The sequence below is a fragment of the Nocardioides abyssi genome (genome assembly GCF_030412915.1).
GTDB lineage: Bacteria > Actinomycetota > Actinomycetes > Propionibacteriales > Nocardioidaceae > Nocardioides > Nocardioides abyssi.
The window spans coordinates 39,260-62,205 of sequence record NZ_JAUHJR010000004.1 but is presented as its reverse complement, the minus strand read 5'-3'; the positions used below and the strand labels follow the sequence as shown (position 1 = coordinate 62,205).

Sequence of the window (22,946 nt, the reverse complement as noted above, 5' to 3'; positions counted from 1 at the left end):
GCCGTAGCGATGAGTGTGAACAGGCCGATGACCACGGTGGACAGGGTCTGGGAGGTGGCACTCATGTCCCTCATACCCCTGCGTAGGAGTGCAGGCCGGGGATCCACATGTTGACTCCAAAGAAGTTGAACAGGAACGCTGCGAAGCCCGCGAGGGCCAGATAGCCACTGCGGCGACGCCACTTCGCTGTCGACAGGGCGTGTAGGTGGGCTGCGTAGAACACCCAGGTGATGAAGGCCCAGGTCTCCTTGGGGTCCCAGCCCCAGTAGCGGCCCCAGGCGTTCTCGGCCCACACCGCCCCGGCGATGACCGCGAACGTCCAGATCGGGAACGCCACCAGGTGCACGGTTCCGGCGAAGTCGGCGAAGGTGTCCGACGTGCCCGCATCGTTGCCTGCGGCGCCCGGGGCGCGTCGGCGCCGGCTGCTGTCGCTCACCAGGTGCGCGACGGTGGCGACCGCACCCACACAGAACAGGGCACCGGCGACGATGGCAGCAGCGACGTGGACGACCAGCCACCGCGAGTTCAGCACGGGTACGAGATCATCAACCGGGGTGTACAGCGAGGTCACCGAGACGCCGAGCAGGATGAGGATCAGCGCGATCACCCAGGCCGCCAACTGCCCGACGGCGCGCCGGCGCACACTGCCCACCAACACCACAGCGGCGGTCGCTGAGCCGGTGAGTCCGAACTCGTACATGTTGCCCCACGGCACCCGCTGGGCGGCGAGGCCGCGGCAGACGACGGCTGCGATGAGCACGCCGGTCGCGAACGCGAGGATCACCGTCGCTGCTCGCTCGACGCGGCCTGAGCGGCCCGAGCGGCCCGAGGCTGCCGTCGCGTCGAGGTTGTGTTGTGCGGCTAGCTGCTGTGTGGGCTGCGCGGCGGCGGCGGCTGCGGCGGCCGGTTCTGCGGCAGGCTGGCGACGGGCCAAGGCACCAAAGACAGCGAACGCGACTAAAGCGATCCCGAACGCGGCCAGGGCTATGGTGACCAAGGCATCGGAGAGTCGTGCGAGGTCGGCGGCGGAGGTCATCAGGCAGGGTCCTTCGTTGCTGGTGTTGCGGGGATGACTGCGGCGGTGGCTGCGGCGACGATCGCCTCGATTTCCTCGGCGGGCACCGGCCGACGTGCCAGCGACCGGGCCCCGACCTCGAGGGTGACCGCGTCGACCCGGCGCACCCACAGCCGTCGACGCGCCACACCCAACGAAATCGTGAGCCCGAGCAGGAGCAGCACGGCAGCGAACAGGGCGACTTCCTTGCCGGGGTCTCGGGCGACCTGGAAGTTGGCGAACCGCGACACCCCATCGAAGGTCACCGATCCAAGCCCGTTGGGCAGCTCGGCGGTCTGTCCGGGCGCCAGCGAGACGCGCCAGACTTCACCGTCGGGTTCGCGGACCTTCTCGAGGTCGTCGACGTCGAGGGTGAACACCGACTGCGAGGCGCCCTCGTCGAGGCCAAGATCGCCGGTGAACGCTGCCAGCTGAACCCGGGGGTTCACTGCGTTGGGGTAGGCCGAGGTGTCCAAACCTTCTGCGCCGCGGACCGCAGTGGGCAAGAACAAGCCCTGGAGCGCTAACGACGCCGGCCGGGCGTCGGGAACCTTGATGACGCCGTCGGAGGTGAAGTTCTGGTCCATCGGCAGGAAAATGGTGGGCCCCGACATCGCCACGTTGCCCTCCCCGTCCCGCACCGTCAGCTCGGGGGCGTAGCCGTGACCGGTGAGGAAGAACTTCGTGCCGTCGACGTCAAGAGGGCGGTTGGGCCGGATCGCGAAGGTGCCGTCACCGGCTTCCGGGCTGCGGTAGGCCACGGCCGCCTCGAAGTCGCGCGGCTCCCCGAAGCGAGGGCCACTGGTCTCGAAGGAGGCATCGAACCTTTCCAGGGTGAAGTCCAGCGGTTCCAGATCTGCAATATCCGCCCAGGGCGCTGGGGTCAGGGCGTCGTAGGAGGACGCGACGTTGGTGAAGGTCGCGCCTTCGACGACGGCGACGCGGCCCTCGTAGCCGAACAGTCGTCCGCCGGCGACACCGACCAGCAGGACCAGCAATGACAGGTGGAAGCCGAGGTTGCCGAGCTCGCGGAGGTGGCCCTTCTCGGCGCGGACCTCGCCGTCGGCGACCGCGACGCGGAATCGTCGGCCGCGCAGCGCGTCGGAGGCGGCGTCCAGGGCGAGGTCAGCGTCGGCGACCTGAACCAGCTGGTGATGGCTCTCACGGGACAGGCGCCGCGGCGCTGCGGGCGGGGCGGCGCGGTACTCGTGCCACAGCTTGAGACAGCGCGGCAGCACGCAGCCAATCATCGAGATCAGCAGCAGGACGTAGATGGCAGCGAACCACGGCGCGCTGTAGACCTCAAAGAGCCACAGGCGGTCAAGCCATGGGGCTAGGTCGGGATGGTCGCGGAAGTACTGTGGGACCGCCGCGGGGTCGCTGGCCACTCCGCGCTGCGGGAGCAGGGAGCCGGGGATGGCGCAGAGCGCGAGGAGGATCAGCAGCACCACGGCCGTGCGCATGGCGGTCAACCGTCGCCAGCTCCATCGCAGCCACGCGACGAGTTCTCCCGGTGGCGGGTGCGGGTCGGTGGCTGCGGTGGCCGCGGTGCCCCCAGAGTCATCGGGGCCGACGGCGGGGCCCCGGCCGTCTCGCCCATCGGGCTGGTCGAGCTCACTCCGGTCGGCGCCGGCGGCTCGCCCGGTCTCGTCCTTGGTCGCGTCGGCGCCGCTGCTCGGACTGTTCAGCGGGTACGCGCCTTCATCACCCATCCCCGACATACTATCTGCCCTAGTAGAAGGGTGGAGGGGTGGCATCGGGGGCGGGTGGCAAGACGGCGCCGAGGACGGCAGCGGCGCCAGGGGTGTCCCGGCCGGGAAGGTGGGGCGGGAGACGACGCGCGGCCGAGCCGCCCCAAGCAGGGGCGAGGGCGACGTCGCGGCGCGGTGACGCTGCGCCCTTCCACCGCGACGCGCCGTTGTCCGAACCTGTCTGCGTCGGCGTCGCTGCGATCGGCGGCGCGCTGACCGCGTGCGCGTCCCCGCCGTGGTCAGTGCCCCTCCTGGCCCCCCTCGGCGTCGCCTTGTTGTTCTGGGCGTGCCGGGGCCGAGGGGCCGGGTTTGGCGCGGCGATGGGCGTGGTCTTCGGCGCGGTGTGTTTCGGGATCACGCTGTGGTGGCTGGCTGAGTCGATCGCTCCTGTGGCGTGGGTAGCGCTCGCTGGGTTGCAAGCCGGCTGGCTCGGGCTCGCCGGCGCGGGGATATCGCTCGTTGGGCGTCTGCCCGGAGCGCCGCTGTGGGTGGCGTGCGTGTGGACGGCGGCCGAGTTGGCACGGTCGACTCAACCGTGGGGCGGAGTGCCGTGGGCTCGGTTGGGTTACACGGCTGTTGACACGCCGTGGCAGTCGGCACTCGGCGTGCTTGGCGTGAGCGCCACCGGGACGCTGATCGCCCTGATGGGCGCCGTGATGTCGGCCGGCTTGGCCGCACTCGTCGCGGCGGGCCGCGTCCGCGGCAATGGGGGGTCGAACTTCTCCGGTGGGCTGCGTCAGCAGAGCTGGGCGTGGCGGCAGGCAGGCAGCCCGAGCTCCCCGCTGCGCCGCGGACTCACCGCAGCAGCGGGGATCGTCGCACTGGCCGGGGGTGGCGCGGCAACGCAGCCTGGCGGGCAGGCCCAGGCGGCCTCAGAGCTCACCGTGGGGATCGTGCAGGGCGGCGTGCCGGGCTCTGGCACCGAGGTGGCCGCACATCATCGGGCGGTCACGGCTCGCCACCTTGCGCAGACACGGGACCTGATGGGCGCCGGCGCCAACGAGAAGGTCTCGGCGTCCGCGCTCGACCTTCTGGTGTGGCCGGAGAACGCGACCGCAGTCGACCCTGACCGTGACCATACGGCGCGCGAAAGCCTCAAGCTCGCGTCCCGACTGGCCGGCGCACCGTTGCTGGCCGGGTCGATCGTCGATGGAGCCCGCGCCGATGAGGCGTTGAACCAGTCAATCGTATGGACGTCCGCCGGACCGACGGCGCGGTACACCAAGCAGCACCTGGTGCCGTTCGGGGAGTATGTGCCACTTCGGTCCCTGGCTAGCCGCGTTTCGGCGCGCGTGGCGCAGATCCCACGGGACATGCAACCGGGGCCGTCGCCGCAACCGATGTCAGTCGGCGGCACCAAGATCGCTGTTGCCTTGTGTTTCGACGTCGCCTACGACGAGGTGCTTCGTGACCAGGTGGCCCGCGGAGCTGAACTCGCGGTAGTGCAGACCAGCAACGCGATGTTCCTTGGCACTGCGCAACCGGAGCAGCAGTGGGCGATCACGCGCGCGCGGGCAGTGGAGGTGGGCCGCACGGTGATCGTGGCGTCCATCAACGGCATCTCTGGGGTCATCGGCTCCGATGGCACTGTGGCGGAGCAGTTGCCGACCATCGGCGCTCACAGTGCGGTGGTGAGCGTGCCGGCCACTACCCGAACTACCTGGGCGGTCCGGCTGGGTGCGTGGCCCTCGCGGCTCGTGCTCGTCGCCGCGCTCGTCGCGCTGCTGACGGCCTCAGGGCGGGTGTGGCGTCAGACAGGCAGGCTGCTCAGCGGCCGGCCTCCGGGCCCGACTCCTACCAGGCGCTGACGGCTCGCCTGGCAGGTCGTGATTGTGCGCGAAACTGGTCCGGACCAAACGCGCCACACCCTCCGTCAGCGTCCGCCGACGAGCGGTGATGACCGGTGTCGTCCGTTCGCCGCTTGGCCGCAGCGGTCATCACCCTCGGCTCCCAGATGTTGATGAACTCATCGGACGCCGTCGTTTCGACGCCCCGAGCCGCCCGCGACTCGGAGGTCGTAGGCGCCCTGCGAATTCCTGCGGTCCGAGCTCACCCGACCGGCTAGGCCTTCCTGTCTCCGCGGTCCCCGAGGCGGTCGCGGGGTTCCCGGTGCATCGAGCGCGGGCCCCAGCCTCAAGAACGCGCCGCGGCGGCAATCGCCGCCTAAGGGTGTTTCGGCGTCTGGTGCGGCCGCCTCGGGCTGCGCCGCCCGCGCTGGCTGTTGCCCGCGGGCCACCTGGATGCGCCCGCGCGGCCTGTCGTCAAGCAGGACGCAACCGCCACCCCGGCGTTCGTCCACGTCGGCGGTCGTCATGTGGTCTGACGTCACGGCCCTCGCGGTCAGCTAGGAGCTGCTCCGCCTAGACGTGATTGCCGCGGCGAGCCGCTCCGGGTGACGAGTGCTGATCATCCAATACGGGGTGGGGTCGCGTGGATCCGCGATGCCGACGCGGACTGCGTCAGCCAGGTACGGGCGCAGCAACAGGTACGCGCGCGGGTCGGCGTCCCGCCCGGCCAGCAGTCGCGTTTCGTCGCGATCCAGGGCCGTGACCACGCCCAGCAGGTCGACGTCGATGCGCGCTCGGCCGGCCCGCAACACACCGGCGTCTACAGCGACCACAGCCGAACCCCACCCAAGGAGCGGCCCAACGATCGCTGCGACAAGCGCACTGGTCGACGCCCACAGCACGACCGGAGGAACAGCCACCGCTAGAGCGAGCCAGAACGACGCCAACATCAGCCACACGACCAACCACCAACGCATCGGCAGGCGGAGTCGCTCGCGGTAGGGCCTCGTTGCGCGCTTGTCGCCGGTCACCACCGCACGCCTCCACCGGCCGTCCGCTCACCGACGGTCATGCCTAGACTCCGATTCCACGCCCTCAGCGTCACCCCGCCAAGGTGAGGACTGCGCGCGGTGCCGGGCGATCTGATCATCAGTACGTCGTCACGTGGACGTGGTCATAGTGGTTGGCCGTGACCGATCCACGGTCCTCCATACCGCGCCATCCCTCATTGGTTCGCTGCACAGACCAGATGTTTCGAGCATGAATGACGTAAGAGACGCCGAGACGGCCGGCGTTCTCTCGCACAAACCGGGCCACCTCCCACCCCCGGGAGCCGCTGACCATGATGTCGACAGCGATTCCTTGGGCGTGTTCGCCATCGCTTCGCAGGGTTCCGTAGGTAGTGATCTCGGGGAAGGCGGCACACACCGCGCCGTGAACCGCCTTGATGTTGGCGCTTACGGCGGCGGGCACGGAGGTGCCGTTCGAGCACGTGCCGGTCACCGGGGGCTGAGGGCCCGGCTCGTCTTGTTGCAGGTAGCCGGCGGTGACCCACAGCGCGCGGTCATCGACGACTACCTCCTCGCGCCCGAACAAGTCGCGCCCCGTGACAAGCACACTCTCGCCGGCCTCGAGCAGCCCGATCTGCGCTGCGTTCTTCCCGGGTGCGTCCCACAGATTCAGGTCCGCGCGAGCCCACAGCGTGGTGTCGGCGCCGCGAACGGCAGCACGCGTGGCATCGGCCGACAGCAGCCGATCAACCCTGCTGGGCTGGCGTTCGAGTCGCGATGCCGAGCGCGAGACCACCTGATGGCGTTCCTCGGCACGGAGCCAGGACGCACCGATCGCGCCGATGGCTGCGGGTTCGGCGCCACGTCCGGCGGCGGTTGCGGTCGAGTCGTCGACTCCAGGGATGTCGGCAGCACTCACGGCGCCCACCGCAACCACGGCGACCGTGACGCTCGCAGCCAGCGGCGCGCAAACACGACGGCTCAGCGTCAAGGGGCGCCGTTGACGTTTGTGTCGGCCCTGGGTCACGGCTGGTCCTTTCCAACGAGCGACGCTTCGCCGCCGGCGTTGCAATCGCGGTCGGTCAGCACCCTGATCGACGCGCCGGGTTTGATCTTCATGACCATGCTCAGCGCCCCGCCAAGAAGGGGGACGCGCCCACCTCGAGCGCGACGAGGACTGCGAAAACCCCGATCAAGGCCGCAACGCCGATCCATGCCCTGCGATGGCGTCGGGAACTGGCTCAGATTGAAGTCGTTCACGCTTGTCTCCTGGGGCTTCGCAGCACTCAGCCGCGATCATCTGGATTCCTCATCCTCGGAAGGAACCCGAGCATGCATAGCAGTCGGGCGCTGGGGCGGTCGTGGGGCTGGTGCGCAGCCGTGAGCCGCGCGTATGCCCCGGTAGCTGTCGACTTCGCCTACTACTATCATACCTAGTACATGAATCGCGTCGGTGCCGGCCAGGTGGACTGGCGGACGCTATCGCGTGTTTGGCATGTGGCAGTCCGGCGCCTGGGGCTTGGCCTAGGGCAGGTATCGGCCTCCTGAACTCTTGGTCGCCGACATGCACTCGTTCGACCCCGGTCGGCCGCCTCTCGGCAGGAGGTCGCCGTCCGACGTACGGCAGTTGCTCGCCGCTGCGGAACCTTGCCAGTTTGCGCGGCGAACCCGGCCTGGTTGCCGTGGTTGCGGTTCTGCTCGATCCAGACGCCGCTGAGCGGAAGGGTTGTGGAACCACGACAGGCGTCGATAGTATCGCCACATGGCGATAAATGAGTTGGAGGAGCGGCCGGCCGAGTCCGCGGGTCTGTTGGCAGCCGCGGCCCTGTTCCACGGGTTCAGCGATCCGTCGCGGCTGGCGATCCTGCGGCATCTTGCGCTGGGCGAGCACCGGGTGACCGACCTGACGGCCCACGTGGGCCTCGCGCAGTCGACGGTCTCCAAGCACCTGTCGTGCCTCAAGGAGTGCGGGCTGGTCACCTCCCGTCCGCAGGGGCGGGCCTCGATCTTCTCCCTGACACGCCCCGAGGCGCTGATGGAGGTCTGGGCGGCCGCGGAGAAGCTGCTGGATCTCACCGGGGACGCGGTCGCGCTGTGCCCCAACTACGGCGCCGAGACCCTCAAGGACGAGCGATGAGCAACCCGGCCACCACCAGCACTTCCGCGAGCGACACCGTTGAGGCGACGCCGCGGGCGGCGCTGTCCGCCACGGAGGGGGCACGTCTCGGCCGCCGCGCCCAGCTCCTCGCCGGCGCGGCGGTGACCTACAACGTCGTCGAGGCGGTCATCGCCATCGCCGCCGGACTGGCCGCCGGGTCGGTCGCCCTAGTTGGGTTCGGCCTGGACTCGGTGGTCGAGGTCTCCTCGGGCCTCATCATCTTGTGGCAGTTCCGGCATGCCTTGCCGGAGTCGCGCGAACGGCAGGCGCTACGCGCGATGGCGGTCTCTTTCTTCGCGCTGGCCGCCTACGTGACGTTCGAGTCGGTCCGCGCACTGGCGACCGGAAGCGACCCGGACACCTCCACGGTCGGCATCGCCTTGGCGGCCGCGTCCCTCCTCGTGATGCCGTTCCTCTCAGTCGCACAGCGCCGCACCGGACGAGCACTGTCGTCCTCGACCGTGGTGGCCGACTCAACCCAGACACTGCTGTGCACCTACCTGTCCGCGGTGCTGCTGGTGGGGCTGGTGCTGAACGCGACGCTGGGCTGGTCATGGGCCGACCCCATCGCGGGGCTGGTCATCGCTGTCGTCGCGCTTCGCGAGGGCCTCGAGGCCTGGCGTGGTGAGGCCTGCGGCTGCGGCCCCGCCGGCCTCGGCGCAGCAAGCGCGGACGGATGTGGTGGCGGGTGTGGTGCCGGCTGCCAGGACGAATGCTGTCAGACCACCGACATTGCCACTGCGGCAGACCGTCGGGCCCTCCTGCCGCAGGCGATGCCGGCTGGCGGTAGGTCGGATGCCGGAGAGGACGACGGCTGCGGTGCGGGATGCGGGTGCGCACGATGACCGGCACCGGCACCGATGCACAGCGCCGCGACGCCAACCGCCCGTCCGCCCCGTCGGCTACCGGGCCGGCGGCCGGTCCGGTAGGGGGGTCGGCGCGGTCTCAGCACGGGCATTCGCACGCCGCCGCTGACCTGATCGACCATCGCGGCCGGCTGGCCCTGGTCCTGGGGATCACGGTCACGGTGCTGGTCGTCGAGGTGGTCGGCGCGGTCATCTCGGGCAGCCTCGCGCTGCTCGCGGATGCCGCGCACATGCTTACCGACGTCGCCGGCCTCACTCTGGGACTCATCGCCGCGGTCCTGGCCCGCCGCCCGGCGACCCCCGCACGGACCTGGGGCTACCGGCGCGCCGAGGTGCTCGGCGCCGCCGCGCAGGCCGCGGTGCTGCTCGCGGTGGGCATCTACGTCCTGGTCGAGGGTGTGCAGCGGCTGATCTCCCCGCCCGAGGTCACCTCGGGCGCGATGGTCGTCTTCGGCGCCGTTGGCCTGCTCGGCAACCTGATCGGCCTGGCGCTGTTGGCCACCAGCCGCGGCGACAACCTGAACATGCGCGCTGCGTTCCTTGAGGTCGTCAACGACGCGCTCGGCTCCGTCGCGGTCCTGGTCGCGGCCGCCGTGATCGCCACCACCGGGTGGCTTCGCGCCGACGCGATCGCGTCGCTGGTCATAGGGGTGCTCATCATCCCCAGGACGCTGCGCCTGCTCCGGGAGACCATCGACGTGCTGCTGGAGTCGACCCCCCGCGATCTGGACCTGACCATGGTCCGGTCCCGGCTGGAGTCCTTCCCGCACGTGCAAGGCGTGCACGACCTGCACGCGACCCAGGTAGCGACCGCGCTGCCGGTCTTCACCGCGCACGTCGTCGTCGACGACGCCTGCTTCCACGACGGGCACCTCGCCGAGCTGCTCGACGACATCCAGTCGTGCATGGCCGACGAGTTCGACGTCGAGCACTCCACGATCCAGTTCGAGGCCGCCTCGCACGCTGCGCACGAGCCCCACACCCACGCCTGAAACCCCCGGCCCCGCACCCCCTGGGGCAAGCCCCCGCGACGCGACCCGGTCGAGCAGTCGCCCGCTGGCGGGCACGCCCTGCTCCGCGCACCTTCCTCGCGCGCGTCCGCCGGACCGGCGGGCTCACCACCTCTCGGGCCCAACCCAAAGGAGTTCCCGATGTCCGAGCAGTCCCTGTGGCCGGCCACCGCCCTGGTCATCTACGGCGCCTACCTCACCCTCGCGTTCCTGGCGCGAACCTTCCTGCAGTATCGCGCGACCGGTGACGGCGGCTTCCGCGGCATCTCCGGGCGCCCCGGCAGCGTGGAGTGGTTCGCCGGGGTCGGGTTCGTGGTCGCGCTGGTCGCCGGGGTCGCCGGTCCCGTGGCAGCCCTCTTCGGCCTGGGCCCGGTCGCGGCGCTGGAACAACGCTGGGTCGCGGTGACCGGGACTGTCGTCGCGGTCGCCGGGGTGGTCGCCACGCTGCTGGTGCAGGGCCAGATGGGCGCGAGCTGGCGCATCGGCGTCGATGCCTCCGAGCAGACCGCGCTGGTGACCTCCGGCGCGTTCGCTTACGTGCGCAACCCGATCTTCACCGCGATGGCCGCCACCGGCGCCGGCCTCGCGGCAATGACCCCGAACGCGGTGTCCCTGACCGGGTTCGTGCTCCTGCTCGTCGCCCTCGAGCTGCAGGTCCGCGTCGTCGAGGAGCCCTACCTGCTCGCCACCCACACGACAGTCCCCGCCGGCCGCACCGGAAGCGCGACCGGGAGCCCGACCGGGAGCGTGGAGGAGGCGTCCTCGAGCTACGCGACGTACGCCGCCCGGGTTGGCCGGTTCGTGCCCGGCATCGGGCGTATCGGGCGCACGTCGGACACGGGGGCCGTCGGGCCGCGCGCAACCGCCTGAGGGCGGGCCGACCAGCTACTGGGGATGCTGGGCGAGGAGCTCGGCGAGCCTGGTCGGGCTGACGTCGGCCGCCGACTCCAACGGGCCGATGTACGCGGCGACCACCTCACCATCCTCGACCAGCACCGTCGACGGGATCCCGTTCGGGCTCACCGCGGGCGCCAGGGAGCGCATGTACGCCGTCTCCGGGTCCGACCAGTTCGGGTAGGTCACCTCGTAATCGGCGATGAACTCGCGGGCGTACTTGGCGAACCAGTCGACCGAGACACCGATCACCGCGACGTCCCCGCGGCCGGCGATGCCGGTCAACAGCGGCATCTCCTCCCGGCACGGGACACACCAGCTGGCCCAGAAGTTCACCAGCAGCGGCCGGCCCCCAGGCGACCCGGCTGCGCCGCTGACTTCGCTTCCGGCAGGCTTGTTCAAAGGGTCGCCGGGCGGCGCGACGAACTCGACCGGCTCAGCCGGGGCACGCCACCCCAACGACGGCCCGCCCGCCGTCCCGGTTACGTCCCCGTCGCCGGCGGTGTCGAGCGGCGCGCCCGTGCCCAACACCCGGTCCAGCGCCAGGAGCGCCGCCACGACAATAAGGACACTGCCGGCGGCGATGACCAGGCGCCGCAGCCCTCGTCGCTGGCGCGTCGCGGTGGGCTGCGCGTGCGGCTCACTGGGGTTCATCACGGATCCGTCCTGCTCTGGCTGGCCTGGCCGGGCTCCTCGGTGGCCCGGTTCCCGCTGGGTGCCAGCGCGGGGCCCGCGCCGGCACCGCTGTCGTCGTCGCTGTCGTTGCCGTTGTCACCCGATGGACGTCGCAGGACGGCAAACGCGCCGAGCGCCAGGAACTGCCCGAATGCCAGGCCGAGGGTCGCTGCTACCTCGACGGGATGGAGCGGACCCAGGTGCAGCGCCGTTGGCGCCAGCGCCCGGGCGACCTCGGGACGGTGGAGTAGCGCGGTCATGGTCAGGCTCCGAAGAGGAGGTACAGGCCGGCGAACGTGTATAGCACCATGACGCACAGCAGCGGCAGCTGGCCGGTCAGGTGGTGCCGCTTGGGCAGCACCGCGAGCGCCCGGTCATGGGCGGCGATGACACCCAGGACGTGCCCGGTCACGATCGCGAGGACCTTCGTGCTTGCCAGGAACGTCGGATGGTTCGAGAGCCAGTAGTTCACCTCGCCTCCCGCGGTGCCCAGCAGGTTCGCGCCCGTGCCCATCGGGTCGGAAAGCTGAATCAGGGTCTGCTGTCCGAACTCGACGAACAACGTCAGGTAGTGGGCCACCATGTACCCGACGATGATCGGCACCACCGAGTGCGCGAACACTCCGGGCAGCTGCCAGCGGGGCGTGCGTTGGTCGACCCCGGTCGCGGCGGTCGCGGCGGCGAACATCACGCCGACCACGACACACAGGCCGACCAGCACCGCGGTGTTGACCAGCACCATGTTCGCGTCGGTGGACTGGGAGAACCGCAGCCAGAAGTTCCACCCCCGGAAGCTGTCGAACGCGGTCGACCCGAGCAGGATGGCGACCACCGCGACCAGGCCGGGTTCGCCGCGCAGCCCGGCCAGGTTCCGCAGCGGCGAGGCCAGCACGAGCGTCCCGTCGGGGCGCCGCGCCCACACCGAGAGGTGCCCGACCAGCGTGGAGTACACCTCGAACGGGTCCGCCCGGGCGACCCACCGAGTGCCGAACAGCAGGCCGCCCATGACGACGAACACCAAGTACAACGCGAACCACAACCGCACCGGCGCCAGGTAGTTCGCGTCGGGGTAGACCAGCTCGAGCCACACGAACGCGAGCAGGCCCACGGCGGCCGGCCAGTAGCCGACCCACCCGGGCAGCCGCCCGAGCGCCCCGCCGTCGGTCTTGGGTGCGGCATCCCGGCCAGGGGTGTGTCCGGGGACCAGGCCGGCCAGCTGGCCGCGTTCGTCGCGGGTGGCGTGCCGTGCGGGGTCAGCGCCGCGGTTGACCAGGCGGTGGACCAGGAGGTGGATGGTCCGGGCGGGGCTGACCGCCCGGAAGAACGGGCCGAACAGCAGCGAGGCCGGCACGATGCCCACCCACAGCAGCACGAACACGACCCCGAACGTGGGGTTGATCAGCGAGTCCGGCCCGGCGACCGCCGCCCAGACGGTGTAGGCGAAGAAGACCAGCCCAAGGACGCGCAAGCCGGCGGCGAACCCGGCCGAGTCGACCAGTCGCGCCAGCGGCGTCGGCACCCGAATCCCTGCGTCGGCAGACACCACGGACAGCCCCCGGTCGGCCTCACCGGGTGCGGGTGGTGTGTTGGTCCCGCGTCCCACTGCGGGGAGGGGCTGGGTGTAGCGGGGCCTGCGCCAGGCGAAGAGCAGGACGATGAAGGAGATGGTCAGGGCCGCGCTGCCCCCGGCGATCGCCAGGTTCGCCGGGATGGGGAGGTCCGAGGCGCCACCGAGGCCGTGTGCTTGCAGCATCAGCGAACCTCGAGCTGGGCGATGACGATGCCGGTGTCGTGCTCCTCGATGTCGACCGCGCCGGGGTTGTCGACGGCGAGCTCGACGGTCGAGGTGCCGGCCTGGAAGGGGATGACCTGCTCGGGACGGGAGTGCACATGCAGCTCCCCGGACCGGTCGGCGTCGAACGCGAGGGTGAGGGTCTCGCCGACGGCGAGGTCCAGCGACGCGCCGTTCGGTTCGATGTTCGCGCCGCGCACGCGGACATCCAGCACCGGGCCCGCCGGCTCGGTCGGCTCAGCAGCCGGTGTCCTGGTGGACGCCGCGGTGCCGCCGCCCGGAGTCGGCGCGGCGCTCGCGGAGGGACCGGACGCGGAGGCCGAGGCTTCCGGCGCGCCGTCGTCACCGCTGTCCGCGCAGCCGGCGGACAGCAGCGTCGTGGCGGTGGCGAGCGCGGCGAGGCCGAGCCGGCCATGTCGCTGAGGCCGCCCGGGGCGCCCGTTGCGGGTGGTCGCGGTTCGAGGCGTGTGCGAGGGATGGCGGGGCATGAGTTCTCTCTTCGGCGTTGCGGTAGATGTCGTGCGGGAGATGGTTGGCTTCGTCAGCGGCGGGCGCTGATTACAGGACGAGGGAGACCCAGTAGTCCCAGAACCGGTGGGCGACGAGGGCCAGAAGGATGGTGTAAGCGGCGGTGAGGATGACGCCGTGGTTGGCCAGCACCACCCGCCCGGGGGCGCTGTCGCGGGCCCGGGAGCCGAGGTGTCCGCGGTCCAGGTTGGTCAGGGTGACGTACCAAAACAGCGGGACGGTGACCGCCCACACGACCATGCAGTACGGGCACAGGGCGTTGATGCGGTACAGCGACTGGAAGACCAGCCAGCCGATGAAGACGACCGCGAAGGTGACGCCGGCTTGCAGTCCGAGCCAGTACCACCGCGTCAGCCGGGCTCCGGCCAGCAGCGCGGCACCGGTGGCGGCGGCGACCGGGAACGCGGCCAGCCCGATGAGTGGGTTGGGGAATCCGAACAGCTCGGCCTGGTCGGTGCGCATGATCGAGCCGCAGTTCAGGACCGGGTTGATGCTGCACGAGGGCAGGTAGTTCTCATCGGCCAGCAGCGCGAGCTTCTCGACCGTCAGGACGAACGCGGCCAGCGCGCCGACGATGCCGCCGACCAGGAGCAGCCATGGCAAGGTCCGCGCGAACCGCGGCGGCCTGAACCCACCCGGGGCCCCAGGCGGCCAGGCGACGCCGGCCGCCTGGGCGGGTTCCCGTCCTCGTTCCTGAGCCGGGTGGGGCGTCGGTGAAGACATCGCCGTTCAGTCCCCGAGCGCTGCGTCGAGGGCGTCGGTGAAGTCGCCGTAGGTGCGGGGCTCGAGGCGCTCACCGTCGACGAAGAACGTCGGGGTGCCCTGCACCCCGAGCGCGATGCCGTCCTCGACGTCCTTCGCGACGCGCTCGGTCGTGGCCTGGGCGGCGTACGCCTTGTCCCAGGCGGCCATGTCCAGGTCGAGGTCCTCGGCGAAGGAGCGGAACAGGTCATCGAGCGGGACCTGCTGCTCACCCCACTCCTCCTGCGTCTCGTACATCCGCTGGTACATCGCCTCGAACGCGCCCTGCTGGGCGGCGGCCTCCACCGCGCGGGCCGCGCGTTCGGCGTTGAAGTGGCCCGGCAGCGGGAAGAAGCGCGCCACGAACGTGACCCGACCCTCGTACTCGGCGCGCAGCTCCTCGACGAACGGGTACGCGGCCCGGCACGCCTCGCACTCGAAGTCGAGGAACTCCACAAAGGTCACCGAGTCCCCGGCCGCCTCGACCGCATCGACCTGGCTCGCGGCTTCGCGTGCGGAGTTCGCGGTGGAGCCGGCGGGGGCGCCGAGGATGTGGCTCTCGGAGCGGACCAGGCGCGACTCGCCGGCGCTGGTCACGTTGCCGTCGCCCGTGACGTTCCCGTTGGTGGAGTCACCGCCGCGCAGCGCCGCGGCGGTCAGGAGCGCGACGACGAGGACGGCGAACGCGCCGGCCAGGGCGAGGGAGAGCTTGAGCTGTCTGGTCATGAGGCGGAGTCCTTGCTCGCGCGCTGGGACGCGCAGATCGTGCGGGTGGGTGAAGGTGGAGTTGGCGCGCCGGCCGGGCGGCCGGCAGCCGTCTGCGGATCGCGATGCGCGCGCCGGCGCCACGGGCGGCGCGCGGGGTGGCGCAGTGGGTGGCGCGGTGGGTGGCGCGGTGGGTGGCGTGCGGGGCGGGTCATCAGATGGCCACGTAGAACGACGCGGACCAGGACCGGAGCAGGTTGACCCACAGGTCCCAGTAGCCGGTGATGAGCAGGACGCCGACGGCGATCATCATCAGACCGCCGGTGCGGGTCACCCAGGCTTGGTGGCGTCGGACGAAGCTGATGACGCCGAGCATCCGTCGGAACGCGAGGCCGGCGACGATGAACGGCACGCCGAGCCCCAGGGCGTAGGCCAGGGACAGCAGGGCCCCGCGGCCGGCGGTCGCTTCGTTGAGCGACAGCGACATGACCGCGGTCAGCGTGGGTCCGATGCAGGGGGTCCACCCGAGCCCGAACAGGGCGCCGAGCATGGGCGCCGCGGCGAGCCCGACCGCGGGGACCTTGTGGACTCGGACGTCGCGCTGCAGCCACGGCACCAGGCCGAGGAACGCGAGTCCGACCAGGACCGTGACGGAGCCGAGGACGATGTTGATCGTCGTCGCGTGCGCGACCAGCAAGGACCCGAGCTGCCCGAACAGCGCACCGAAGGCGACGAAGACCGCCGCGAACCCGGAGACGAACAGCAACCCGCCCAGCGCCATCCGGCCCCGGCGCGCGTGCTCGAGGTCCGCCCCGGAGAGCCCTGTGGCGTAGGCGAGATAGCCGGGCAGGAGCGGCACGACGCACGGGGAGAAGAACGAGACCAGGCCGGCGATCGCGGCGACCGGCACGGCCAGCAGCAGGGCACCGTCGAACGCGGTCGCCTGGAACCAGTCACCCACGCTCAGCGGCACCGGCCCGCCGGTCACCAGGCCGGCTATGACGCCGACCAGAACGCCGGTCACGAGTCCTGCTCCGCAGCTGTCCGACCGCTCGCCTGAACCTCGTCGACGACACCGACGAGGGTGGCCTTCGTGGTCTCGCCAATGATGCTGGCCGCGACCTGGCCCTGGTCGTCGATGACGACCGTGGAGGGGATGGCGTTCGCGGGCAGGGTGTCGCTGAAGGTCAGGAGAGCCTCGCCCTCATCAACGACCGAGGGGGCGGTGATGCCGTACTCCCGGACGAACGCCTGCGCAGCCCCGGGGCCGGGGTCGCGAACGTTGATGCCGAGGAGTGCGACGGCGTTCTCGCCGGTGTCGGGCAGTTCGGCGTCGGCTTCGACGAGGTCGTCGGCCTCGGCCCGACAGGGCCCGCACAACGATCCCCAGACGTTGACGACGACGGTCTTCCCGGCGCCGTACTCGGCCAGCGTCAGCGACTGACCGTCGAGAGTGCGGCCGGTCAGCTCGGGCAGGGGTTCACGTTCGGCGACGGGCAGGACGGTGACGATCCCGTCGCCGGAGTTGAAGCCCTTCTCGCCGGTGCCCTGGGTCTGGGCGCAGCCGGTCAGCACGAGTGCAGCGAGACTCGTGAGCGCCGTGAGCGCCGCGCCTTCAAGTCCGACTCTGGCTCCAGAGCGTGCCGAGGCGGCAGAAGTGGCGGTGCGGGTGGGTGTGGGCGGGAGGTTGGGGTTGAGCATGGGCGTACGCATTCGGCTCTCTTGCTTGGTCCGAGGGAGGGCACATGAACCCACTGGCGTACACGTTCACCGTGCCTGAGCACCGCGTTCGGGGCCGGCGTTCGGCATGCCCCGACCTGAGGGGGCGACACCGACCGTGGGCGCGCCGGGCGTGGCGAGCGGGTCAGGGTGACGTGACGGCGCGGTGAGGTGCGCTGCTCAGCAGCGGAACACGCACAGTGACGCAGAGGTAGGCCCGTCGGGAACTCGGACGCGGGCCCCGAGCTCAGCAACGGCCGCCACGAGCGCCGCGAACTGGCGGCGCGTGAGGCGCCACCAACGCCGAGAGACCCTCACCGCGAGCAGTAGCGCCGCAAGGGCGGCGGCGAGGACGGCCAGGCACAGCCCGGCCAGCCCGTTGTCATGGCCTCCGTTGTCGGAGACAGACGGCAGATCGACCGCGGCCGCGAACAGCGCCGCGAACGTCGCCGCCGCCTGGGTCACTGCCTGGGCTGCCTGCTGGGCCGCCACCTCGGTCGCCTCGGTCGCGGCGATGACCGGGCCGGCCGCAGAGGCGTGGAGGTCTGATGCGAGGACAGCCGCCGGACCGCTAGCCGCTTGCGGGGCGTCCGCGTCCCCATCGACATGCCCAGCACCCGGGCCGATCAGCGTCGTCGACGCAAGAAGGGCCGCGGGCGAGGCGCAACGTCCCACGCCGGGCGCGTGGTCGGAGAGTCCGTGCATGGCGAACAGCCCGGCGAGCGCCGCGAAGAGGACAAGACCCCGGCTGGCCAGGGCGAGGGTCCATGGCCGCCGGCGAGCGGGGCTCCAGGCGGGTGACATCGCCGCGAAGTCTACCGAGCGGACACGACGAGTCCGTCGTCGCGATGTGCTCCGTCCAGCTAGGTACGCTCCACGACGTTGCCGGCACGGGCCGCGGCACGCTGCAGGGCCGGGCGCCTCGTCCGGCTACCTGGCCGTCCACGCTGTCGGCTCCCGCCGAAAGCCGGGCCGCAGACCGCTGACAGCGGACCGCCGCGGGCTGCGCCGTGACGTGCGGCGGCTACGGCGCCGTCGCGCACGACAGCCGACGGCTGTGACCGGTCGGCGGTTCCGCGCCGCTAGACTCGACGCCGATGATCCGCCGACGCCGACGTGGGCCGCGAGCTGCTGAGCTCGCAGCGCGCTGGTTCGTCCTGTTGGCAGCACTGGTGGGTCTGTTCGCGATGCACGGCCACTCCGACCACGGCACCGGGCCCGCACCCCTGACCACTGCCTCCGCCACCGTGGGGACCGCGAGTGCCGCCGCCGGCGTGGCGAGCGATGCCAGGAGCGCACCCGTCCCCGACGACGCCGCTGGCGCTCATGCGAGCGGGACGCCCGCCGAAGCCACCACCGCGGCCGGCGGATGCGACGGGTCCTGCCACGCCGGCCACGGCGATAACCACCCCGGCGGTCCGAGCGGTGGTGGTCACGACATGGGCCTGATGGGGCTGTGCCTGGCCATCCTCGTCGCCGCTCTTCTCAGCGCGGTCGCCGCCTACGACCACTGGTGGACCGCCTTCCGCCGGACGCTGGGGGCCCTGGTGAGTCGCGTCGCGGTCACTGTCGCCACCAGCCGGGGCCTCGACCCACCGGATCTGCACCGTCTCTCCATCGCTAGGTGCTGAGGGACGCCGCAGCCACCGCCGTCCCCACCAATGAAGGCTGGGTCCCGCGGTGGCGTCGAGACAACCCCTCAGCCCGTTTCACCCACCCCCTTCTCAGGAGAGACACCCATGCTCACCACCCTGCGTAAGCACCGCAGCAGCACCGCCCAAACCGCGCCAGCCGTTCGCCGACCGAGCGCTCGTCGCCGCGGCGTCGCGACGATCGCGGCGCTCGCCCTGACCGCGACGCTCGCCGCGTGCGGAAACGAGGGTCACTCGTCGACCGCGGACCTCTCGGCGACGCAGACCGCATCGAACGGCGACATGTTCAACGGCGCCGACGTCGACTTCGCGACCCAGATGATCCCGCACCACGCCCAGGCCGTGCAGATGGTCGTCATGACCCAAGGCCGCGACCTCTCCCCGGAGGTTCAGGACCTCACCGCGACCATTCGCGACGCCCAGGTCCCCGAGGTCGAGGCCATGACCGACTGGCTGACCGCCTGGGGCCAGGAGATCCCCGAGACGTCGCTGGACCACGCGAACGCCGGCCACGACATGTCCGGCCACTCTGGGTCCGAGGGCGACTCCAACTCCGAGGGCATGAACGGCATGCCGGGGATGATGTCGGACGATGACATGGCCGCCTTGGAGCACGCCTCGGGCGCAGAGTTCGAGCGGATGTGGCTCGAGCTGATGATCGAGCACCACAAGGGCGCGATCGAGATGGCGCAGGTCGAGCAGGAAGACGGTCTGTACCCCGACGCGGTCGCGCTGGCGGAGACCATCGTGTTTGACCAGCAGGCGGAGATCGAGCGGATGGAGGAGCTGCTCGGCTGAGTCCCGCCCGGTAGCTCTGCGTCCGCCCCGCGAGGGGCCGGGCCGGTCGTTTCCCAGCACCGGTAGCGCCCAGCCCTCACCGCTTCTGAGCGTTACCGCGACCGGCCCGGGCCTCCCACGGGAGGGCGACGCGGCATCCGTTCCGGCTCCCGACGAGCCACACACCATGAGCACTTCCCACACCACTCCGAACCACCGCCCGGCGGAGGCCCGCGACGAGGCGCCAACCCGCCGTCGGGCAGCGGTCTCCATCGGAGCCGCGGGCCTCCTGCTGGCCGGCGTCCTCGTGGCCTTCGCGCTCGTCGGCGACGACGGGGACGACTCGCACCACGGCACAGGTGGCCTCGCGGCCGGCGGAGAACCCATCGGCCACATCCACGGCCTCGCGCCGACCGCCGACGGCGGGATGCTGTTCGCGCCCACTTCGGCGTCTTCGCCGTCACCCCGGACGACCAGCTCGAGCCCCACGGCGACCGTCGCTCCGACACCATGGCGTTCACCGACGCCGGCCCGGACACCTACCTCGCCTCAGGCCACCCGACCATCGACGAACGCGACAAGCCGATCAACGCCGGCCTGCTGACCTCCACCGACGGCGGCCACACCTGGCAGGAGACCGCCCTGGCCGGGCAGGTCGACTTCCACGCCCTCGACCACCCGACGGCCGCACGTGAGGCATCGACTCGGTCACCGGCCGGCTCATGACCACCACCGTCACCATCCCGAAACTCTCCTAGCCGTGGCCGCTGTCAGCGGGGGTCGACGATCAATGATCTTGCCGTTATCATCGGTCCATGGCAATGACACCGGAGAACTTCGACCCTGTCCTGCGGCGGGGAGCGGCGCTGTTCCACGGACTCGCCGACCGCAACCGGCTGGCGATCGTGCGCCATCTCGCTCACGGCGAGCGCCGCGTGGTGGATCTGACCCGGGAGCTCGGGCTCGCGCAGGGCACGGTGTCCGGTCACCTCGCCTGCCTGCGCGACTGCGGCCTGATCGTGGGCCGTCCCGAGGGTCGTCAGATGTTCTACTCCATCGCCCACCCCGAGCTGATGGACCTGCTCGGCACCGCCGAGCAGCTCCTTGCCCTGACTGGCGAGACGGTGGAGCTCTGCCCCCGCTACGGCCCCTCCGCTACCGCCGCCGAATCTCATCCCGAAATTCCGACCACCACGAAGGACCCTGGACTGTGACGGACGCTTGCGGCTGCGGCCCCGACGAACCACGCAACGACGACGGAGAGCTGGAGGAGCACGAGCCCGAACGGCTGTGGGAGGTCAGCGAACTCCAGTTCGCCGCTCTCGCTGGGCTTTTCCTGATCGCCGGCTACGCGGCTGACCTCAACGACGCCTCCCGGAGTGTGGTGACCGGGCTGAACGCCATCGCCCTGGCGCTCGGCGCCTGGACCTTCGTTCCCAACACGCTGAGGCGGCTGGCCAAGGGCAAGATCGGCGTCGGCACCCTGATGACGATCGCCGCCGTGGGCGCGGTCATCCTCGGCGAGGTCGCCGAGGCTGCGATGCTGGCCTTCCTCTACTCCATCAGCGAGGGGCTGGAGGAGTACGCCGTGGCCCGCACACGCCGGGGCCTCCGAGCCCTGCTCTCACTGGTCCCGGCCGAGGCCACCCTCCTCCGCGGCGGCAGCCAGGTCACCGTCGCCCCCGCCGAGCTCACCATCGGTGACCTGCTCCTGGTCCGGCCCGGCGAACGGGTCGCGACCGACGGCATCATCCGCACCGGCCGCACCGCCCTGGACGTCTCCGCCCTCACCGGCGAGTCCGTCCCGGTCGAAGCCAGTCCGGGCGACACCGTCTACGCAGGCTCCATCAACGGCACCGGCGTCCTCGAGGTCGAGGTCACCACCACCGCCGAGGACAACTCCCTGGCCCGGATCGTCAACATCGTCGAGGCCGAGCAGTCCCGCAAGGGCGACGCCCAGAGGTTGGCCGACCGCATCGCCAAGCCCTTGGTCCCCGGGATCATGGTCCTCGCCGCCCTCATCGCTGTCGTCGGCAGCCTGCTCGGTGACCCCGCCACCTGGATCGAGCGCGCCCTGGTCGTCCTGGTCGCCGCCTCCCCGTGCGCGCTGGCGATCTCCGTGCCGGTCACGGTGGTCGCCGCCATCGGCGCCGCCAGCCGCATCGGCGCCCTGGTCAAGGGCGGCGCCGCCCTCGAGGCGCTCGGCCGGATCCGGGCCGTGGCCCTGGACAAGACCGGCACCCTGACCCGCAACCAGCCCGCCGTCGTCGATGTAGCCACCGCTCCCGGCCACACCCGCGAGCAGGTCCTCGACATTGCCGCCGCCCTGGAGTCCCGCAGCGAGCACCCCCTCGCGCGCGCCATCCTCGCCGCCGTTCCTGAGCACCGAGATGCCGAGGGCGTCGAGTCCGTCACCGGCGCCGGCCTCACTGGAATCGTCGACGGCCGGCCGGCTCGTCTGGGCCGGCCCGGCTGGATCACGGCCGGCGGGCTCGCCGAGCCGGTGACCCGCATGCAGGAAGCGGGCGCCACCGCGGTGCTGGTGGAGTACGACGGGGCCGTGATCGGCTCCGTCGCCGTCCGCGACGACCTGCGCCCCGAGGCCGCAGAAGTGGTTGCCCGGCTCCGGGCCGGGGGTTACCAGGTCGCCATGCTCACCGGCGACAACGAGCGCACCGCTACCGCCTTGGCCGCACAGGCCGGCATCACCGAGGTGCACGCCGAGCTCCGCCCCGAGGACAAGTCGGCCATCATTCACCGTCTCCGGCAGGACCGACCGACCGCGATGGTCGGTGACGGCGTCAACGACGCCCCCGCCTTGGCCACCGCCGACGTGGGGATCGCGATGGGTGCGATGGGCAGCGACGTGGCGATCGAGACCGCAGACGTCGCCCTGATGGGTGAGGATCTGCGCCACCTGCCGCACAGCCTTACCCACGCCCGCCGCGCCAGGTCGATCATGTTGCAGAACGTGGGCCTCTCCCTCGTCCTGATCGCGATTCTGATCCCCCTGGCCGCCCTCGGCGTCCTTGGGCTTGCCGCGGTCGTCCTCGTCCACGAGATCGCGGAGATCTTCGTGATCGGCAACGGCGTGCGCGCCGGACGCGCCCGCCCGCTTCCCCCGGCACCCGCGAGCAGCACCGCGGTCGAAGCTGTGTCAATGGAAGTCGTGGTCAGGTGAGCCGCGGACTGGCCGACACAACCGCTCCCGCGCGCACCGGTCGCGGAGCGGTATTGGTGGCAGCGGCGACCGTCGCGGCGGTCGACTTGACCGCGAAGGCGATCTCCGAGGCACGGCTCGCCGACTCGACCGTCGATTTCGGGCTGCTCCAGCTGCGACTGGGCTACAACTCCGGCGTCGCGTTCAGCATGGCCGACAACCTGCCAGCCGGGGTGATTGTCGCTGTCACCGCAGCCATCTGCGTGGCGTTTGCTGTCTACGCCTGGTTCCGGGCTCCGAGAGCGGGTCGGATCGAGCGAGTCGCCGGTGGCGCCGTGATCGGCGGGGCGGTCGCCAACGTCATCGACCGCGCCCGCGACGGCGTGGTCACCGACTACCTGCACACCGGGTGGTGGCCCACCTTCAACCTCGCCGACACCTTCCTCGTGGTCGGTTGCATCACGATCGCGTTGGCGCAGGCCCGACCACAACCCACGTTGGCCGGCGACGAACCGACTGCCGCGCACCCCTCCCCCACAGACGCCGGAGATCCCTGACCAGCATCCCGGTGGGGCACTGATAGACCGCGCCGCGGGCGGTTGCCCCAGGCTGCGCCTGGGTCCGCCACCGTCCACGCCCCGTCGCTGTGCCCTTGGCGAAAGGAAAC

The 22,946-nt window shown here is 71.1% G+C and carries 25 protein-coding genes; 11 read left to right on the top strand and 14 right to left on the bottom strand.

Features of this window, described 5'->3' with window-relative positions:
* Window positions 1–70: 70 nt before the first annotated feature.
* Window positions 71–1,036 (bottom strand): c-type cytochrome biogenesis protein CcsB, encoded by a 966-nt coding sequence (ccsB, locus tag QWY29_RS11170; protein WP_300960866.1) that lies wholly within the window; start codon window positions 1,034–1,036, stop codon window positions 71–73.
* Entirely contained in the window at window positions 1,036–2,766 is a 1,731-nt protein-coding gene (gene resB / locus QWY29_RS11165) for a cytochrome c biogenesis protein ResB (RefSeq protein WP_300960864.1), read from the bottom strand. Before resB ends, ccsB begins: the two co-directional genes overlap by 1 nt.
* Before the next feature lie 38 nt (window positions 2,767–2,804).
* Between resB and lnt the strand changes: the two genes are divergently transcribed.
* Window positions 2,805–4,613, top strand: a complete 1,809-nt coding sequence (gene lnt, locus QWY29_RS11160; protein ID WP_336621843.1) for an apolipoprotein N-acyltransferase — start codon at window positions 2,805–2,807, stop codon at window positions 4,611–4,613.
* A gap of 536 nt (window positions 4,614–5,149) precedes the next feature.
* Here lnt and QWY29_RS11155 read toward each other — a convergent pair.
* From QWY29_RS11155 to QWY29_RS11145, 3 genes are all read right to left on the bottom strand, one after another.
* Entirely contained in the window at window positions 5,150–5,623 is a 474-nt protein-coding gene (locus tag QWY29_RS11155) for a DUF3093 domain-containing protein (protein WP_300960862.1), read from the bottom strand.
* A 118-nt stretch (window positions 5,624–5,741) separates the two neighbouring features.
* Window positions 5,742–6,629 carry a VldE C-terminal domain-containing protein gene (locus tag QWY29_RS11150; protein ID WP_300960861.1) on the bottom strand — a complete coding sequence of 296 codons (888 nt, stop codon included), beginning with the start codon at window positions 6,627–6,629 and terminating at the stop codon, window positions 5,742–5,744.
* On the bottom strand, window positions 6,626–6,862 hold the full coding sequence (locus tag QWY29_RS11145) for a hypothetical protein (protein WP_300960859.1): 237 nt from the start codon (window positions 6,860–6,862) through the stop codon (window positions 6,626–6,628). Before QWY29_RS11145 ends, QWY29_RS11150 begins: the two co-directional genes overlap by 4 nt.
* A gap of 502 nt (window positions 6,863–7,364) precedes the next feature.
* Between QWY29_RS11145 and QWY29_RS11140 the strand changes: the two genes are divergently transcribed.
* From QWY29_RS11140 to QWY29_RS11125, 4 genes are all read left to right on the top strand, one after another.
* On the top strand, window positions 7,365–7,739 hold the full coding sequence (locus QWY29_RS11140; protein WP_300960857.1) for an ArsR/SmtB family transcription factor: 375 nt from the start codon (window positions 7,365–7,367) through the stop codon (window positions 7,737–7,739).
* A complete protein-coding gene (locus QWY29_RS11135; protein ID WP_300960856.1) occupies window positions 7,736–8,605 on the top strand; it encodes a cation diffusion facilitator family transporter in 870 nt (289 codons plus the stop codon). Before QWY29_RS11140 ends, QWY29_RS11135 begins: the two co-directional genes overlap by 4 nt.
* 131 nt (window positions 8,606–8,736) lie before the next feature.
* Complete coding sequence (locus QWY29_RS11130) at window positions 8,737–9,618, top strand: cation diffusion facilitator family transporter (protein ID WP_300961357.1); 882 nt, start codon at window positions 8,737–8,739, stop codon at window positions 9,616–9,618.
* Window positions 9,619–9,777: 159 nt separating this feature from the next.
* Window positions 9,778–10,506 (top strand): methyltransferase family protein, encoded by a 729-nt coding sequence (locus QWY29_RS11125; RefSeq protein ID WP_300960854.1) that lies wholly within the window; start codon window positions 9,778–9,780, stop codon window positions 10,504–10,506.
* Between the two features lie 15 nt (window positions 10,507–10,521).
* Here the strand turns inward: QWY29_RS11125 and QWY29_RS11120 are convergent, their stop codons facing one another.
* The 9 genes from QWY29_RS11120 to QWY29_RS11080 form a co-directional block, all read right to left on the bottom strand.
* Entirely contained in the window at window positions 10,522–11,184 is a 663-nt protein-coding gene (locus QWY29_RS11120; protein WP_300961356.1) for a TlpA disulfide reductase family protein, read from the bottom strand.
* Window positions 11,184–11,465 carry a hypothetical protein gene (locus tag QWY29_RS11115; RefSeq protein ID WP_300960853.1) on the bottom strand — a complete coding sequence of 94 codons (282 nt, stop codon included), beginning with the start codon at window positions 11,463–11,465 and terminating at the stop codon, window positions 11,184–11,186. The genes QWY29_RS11120 and QWY29_RS11115 overlap by 1 nt, the downstream gene beginning before the upstream one ends.
* Before the next feature lie 2 nt (window positions 11,466–11,467).
* On the bottom strand, window positions 11,468–12,958 hold the full coding sequence (locus tag QWY29_RS11110) for a hypothetical protein (RefSeq protein ID WP_300960851.1): 1,491 nt from the start codon (window positions 12,956–12,958) through the stop codon (window positions 11,468–11,470).
* On the bottom strand, window positions 12,958–13,197 hold the full coding sequence (locus QWY29_RS11105) for a hypothetical protein (protein ID WP_300960850.1): 240 nt from the start codon (window positions 13,195–13,197) through the stop codon (window positions 12,958–12,960). The genes QWY29_RS11110 and QWY29_RS11105 overlap by 1 nt, the downstream gene beginning before the upstream one ends.
* A gap of 358 nt (window positions 13,198–13,555) precedes the next feature.
* Window positions 13,556–14,128, bottom strand: coding sequence for a vitamin K epoxide reductase family protein (locus QWY29_RS11100; RefSeq protein WP_300960848.1), 573 nt, complete (start codon window positions 14,126–14,128; stop codon window positions 13,556–13,558).
* Window positions 14,129–14,254: 126 nt separating this feature from the next.
* Window positions 14,255–14,992, bottom strand: a complete 738-nt coding sequence (locus tag QWY29_RS11095) for a DsbA family protein (RefSeq protein WP_300960847.1) — start codon at window positions 14,990–14,992, stop codon at window positions 14,255–14,257.
* 193 nt (window positions 14,993–15,185) lie between these two features.
* A complete protein-coding gene (locus tag QWY29_RS11090; protein ID WP_300961355.1) occupies window positions 15,186–15,932 on the bottom strand; it encodes a cytochrome c biogenesis CcdA family protein in 747 nt (248 codons plus the stop codon).
* A gap of 59 nt (window positions 15,933–15,991) precedes the next feature.
* Entirely contained in the window at window positions 15,992–16,672 is a 681-nt protein-coding gene (locus QWY29_RS11085; RefSeq protein ID WP_300960846.1) for a TlpA family protein disulfide reductase, read from the bottom strand.
* 198 nt (window positions 16,673–16,870) lie between these two features.
* The gene (locus QWY29_RS11080; RefSeq protein ID WP_300960844.1) at window positions 16,871–17,494 is read right to left on the bottom strand and encodes a hypothetical protein; all 624 of its coding nucleotides are present in this window, start codon (window positions 17,492–17,494) and stop codon (window positions 16,871–16,873) included.
* A gap of 293 nt (window positions 17,495–17,787) precedes the next feature.
* On the opposite strand from QWY29_RS11080, the gene QWY29_RS11075 reads away from it, so the two are divergent.
* The 6 genes from QWY29_RS11075 to lspA all read left to right on the top strand — a co-directional run bounded on the left by QWY29_RS11075 (window position 17,788) and on the right by lspA (window position 22,836).
* Entirely contained in the window at window positions 17,788–18,321 is a 534-nt protein-coding gene (locus QWY29_RS11075) for a DUF6153 family protein (protein WP_300960842.1), read from the top strand.
* Between the two features lie 108 nt (window positions 18,322–18,429).
* A complete protein-coding gene (locus tag QWY29_RS11070; RefSeq protein ID WP_300960841.1) occupies window positions 18,430–19,140 on the top strand; it encodes a DUF305 domain-containing protein in 711 nt (236 codons plus the stop codon).
* Between the two features lie 489 nt (window positions 19,141–19,629).
* The gene (locus tag QWY29_RS11065) at window positions 19,630–19,845 is read left to right on the top strand and encodes a hypothetical protein (protein WP_300960840.1); all 216 of its coding nucleotides are present in this window, start codon (window positions 19,630–19,632) and stop codon (window positions 19,843–19,845) included.
* Between the two features lie 89 nt (window positions 19,846–19,934).
* On the top strand, window positions 19,935–20,333 hold the full coding sequence (locus QWY29_RS11060) for an ArsR/SmtB family transcription factor (RefSeq protein WP_300960839.1): 399 nt from the start codon (window positions 19,935–19,937) through the stop codon (window positions 20,331–20,333).
* Window positions 20,330–22,300 carry a heavy metal translocating P-type ATPase gene (locus QWY29_RS11055; RefSeq protein WP_300960838.1) on the top strand — a complete coding sequence of 657 codons (1,971 nt, stop codon included), beginning with the start codon at window positions 20,330–20,332 and terminating at the stop codon, window positions 22,298–22,300. Before QWY29_RS11060 ends, QWY29_RS11055 begins: the two co-directional genes overlap by 4 nt.
* Entirely contained in the window at window positions 22,297–22,836 is a 540-nt protein-coding gene (lspA, locus tag QWY29_RS11050; RefSeq protein ID WP_300960836.1) for a signal peptidase II, read from the top strand. Before QWY29_RS11055 ends, lspA begins: the two co-directional genes overlap by 4 nt.
* Window positions 22,837–22,946: the final 110 nt, after the last annotated feature.

Excerpts from the sequence above, each read along its gene's own strand:
- QWY29_RS11095 (WP_300960847.1), bottom strand. The coding sequence starts at position 14,992 with ATGACCAGACAGCTCAAGCTCTCCCTCGCCCTGGCCGGCGCGTTCGCC.
- QWY29_RS11075 (WP_300960842.1), top strand. The coding sequence starts at position 17,788 with ATGATCCGCCGACGCCGACGTGGGCCGCGAGCTGCTGAGCTCGCAGCG.
- QWY29_RS11120 (WP_300961356.1), bottom strand. The coding sequence starts at position 11,184 with ATGAACCCCAGTGAGCCGCACGCGCAGCCCACCGCGACGCGCCAGCGA.
- QWY29_RS11135 (WP_300960856.1), top strand. The coding sequence starts at position 7,736 with ATGAGCAACCCGGCCACCACCAGCACTTCCGCGAGCGACACCGTTGAG.
- QWY29_RS11115 (WP_300960853.1), bottom strand. The coding sequence starts at position 11,465 with ATGACCGCGCTACTCCACCGTCCCGAGGTCGCCCGGGCGCTGGCGCCA.
- QWY29_RS11080 (WP_300960844.1), bottom strand. The coding sequence starts at position 17,494 with ATGTCACCCGCCTGGAGCCCCGCTCGCCGGCGGCCATGGACCCTCGCC.
- resB (WP_300960864.1), bottom strand. The coding sequence starts at position 2,766 with ATGGGTGATGAAGGCGCGTACCCGCTGAACAGTCCGAGCAGCGGCGCC.
- QWY29_RS11070 (WP_300960841.1), top strand. The coding sequence starts at position 18,430 with ATGCTCACCACCCTGCGTAAGCACCGCAGCAGCACCGCCCAAACCGCG.
- QWY29_RS11140 (WP_300960857.1), top strand. The coding sequence starts at position 7,365 with ATGGCGATAAATGAGTTGGAGGAGCGGCCGGCCGAGTCCGCGGGTCTG.
- QWY29_RS11125 (WP_300960854.1), top strand. The coding sequence starts at position 9,778 with ATGTCCGAGCAGTCCCTGTGGCCGGCCACCGCCCTGGTCATCTACGGC.
- ccsB (WP_300960866.1), bottom strand. The coding sequence starts at position 1,036 with ATGACCTCCGCCGCCGACCTCGCACGACTCTCCGATGCCTTGGTCACC.
- QWY29_RS11065 (WP_300960840.1), top strand. The coding sequence starts at position 19,630 with ATGGCGTTCACCGACGCCGGCCCGGACACCTACCTCGCCTCAGGCCAC.
- QWY29_RS11110 (WP_300960851.1), bottom strand. The coding sequence starts at position 12,958 with ATGCTGCAAGCACACGGCCTCGGTGGCGCCTCGGACCTCCCCATCCCG.
- QWY29_RS11060 (WP_300960839.1), top strand. The coding sequence starts at position 19,935 with ATGGCAATGACACCGGAGAACTTCGACCCTGTCCTGCGGCGGGGAGCG.
- QWY29_RS11085 (WP_300960846.1), bottom strand. The coding sequence starts at position 16,672 with ATGCTCAACCCCAACCTCCCGCCCACACCCACCCGCACCGCCACTTCT.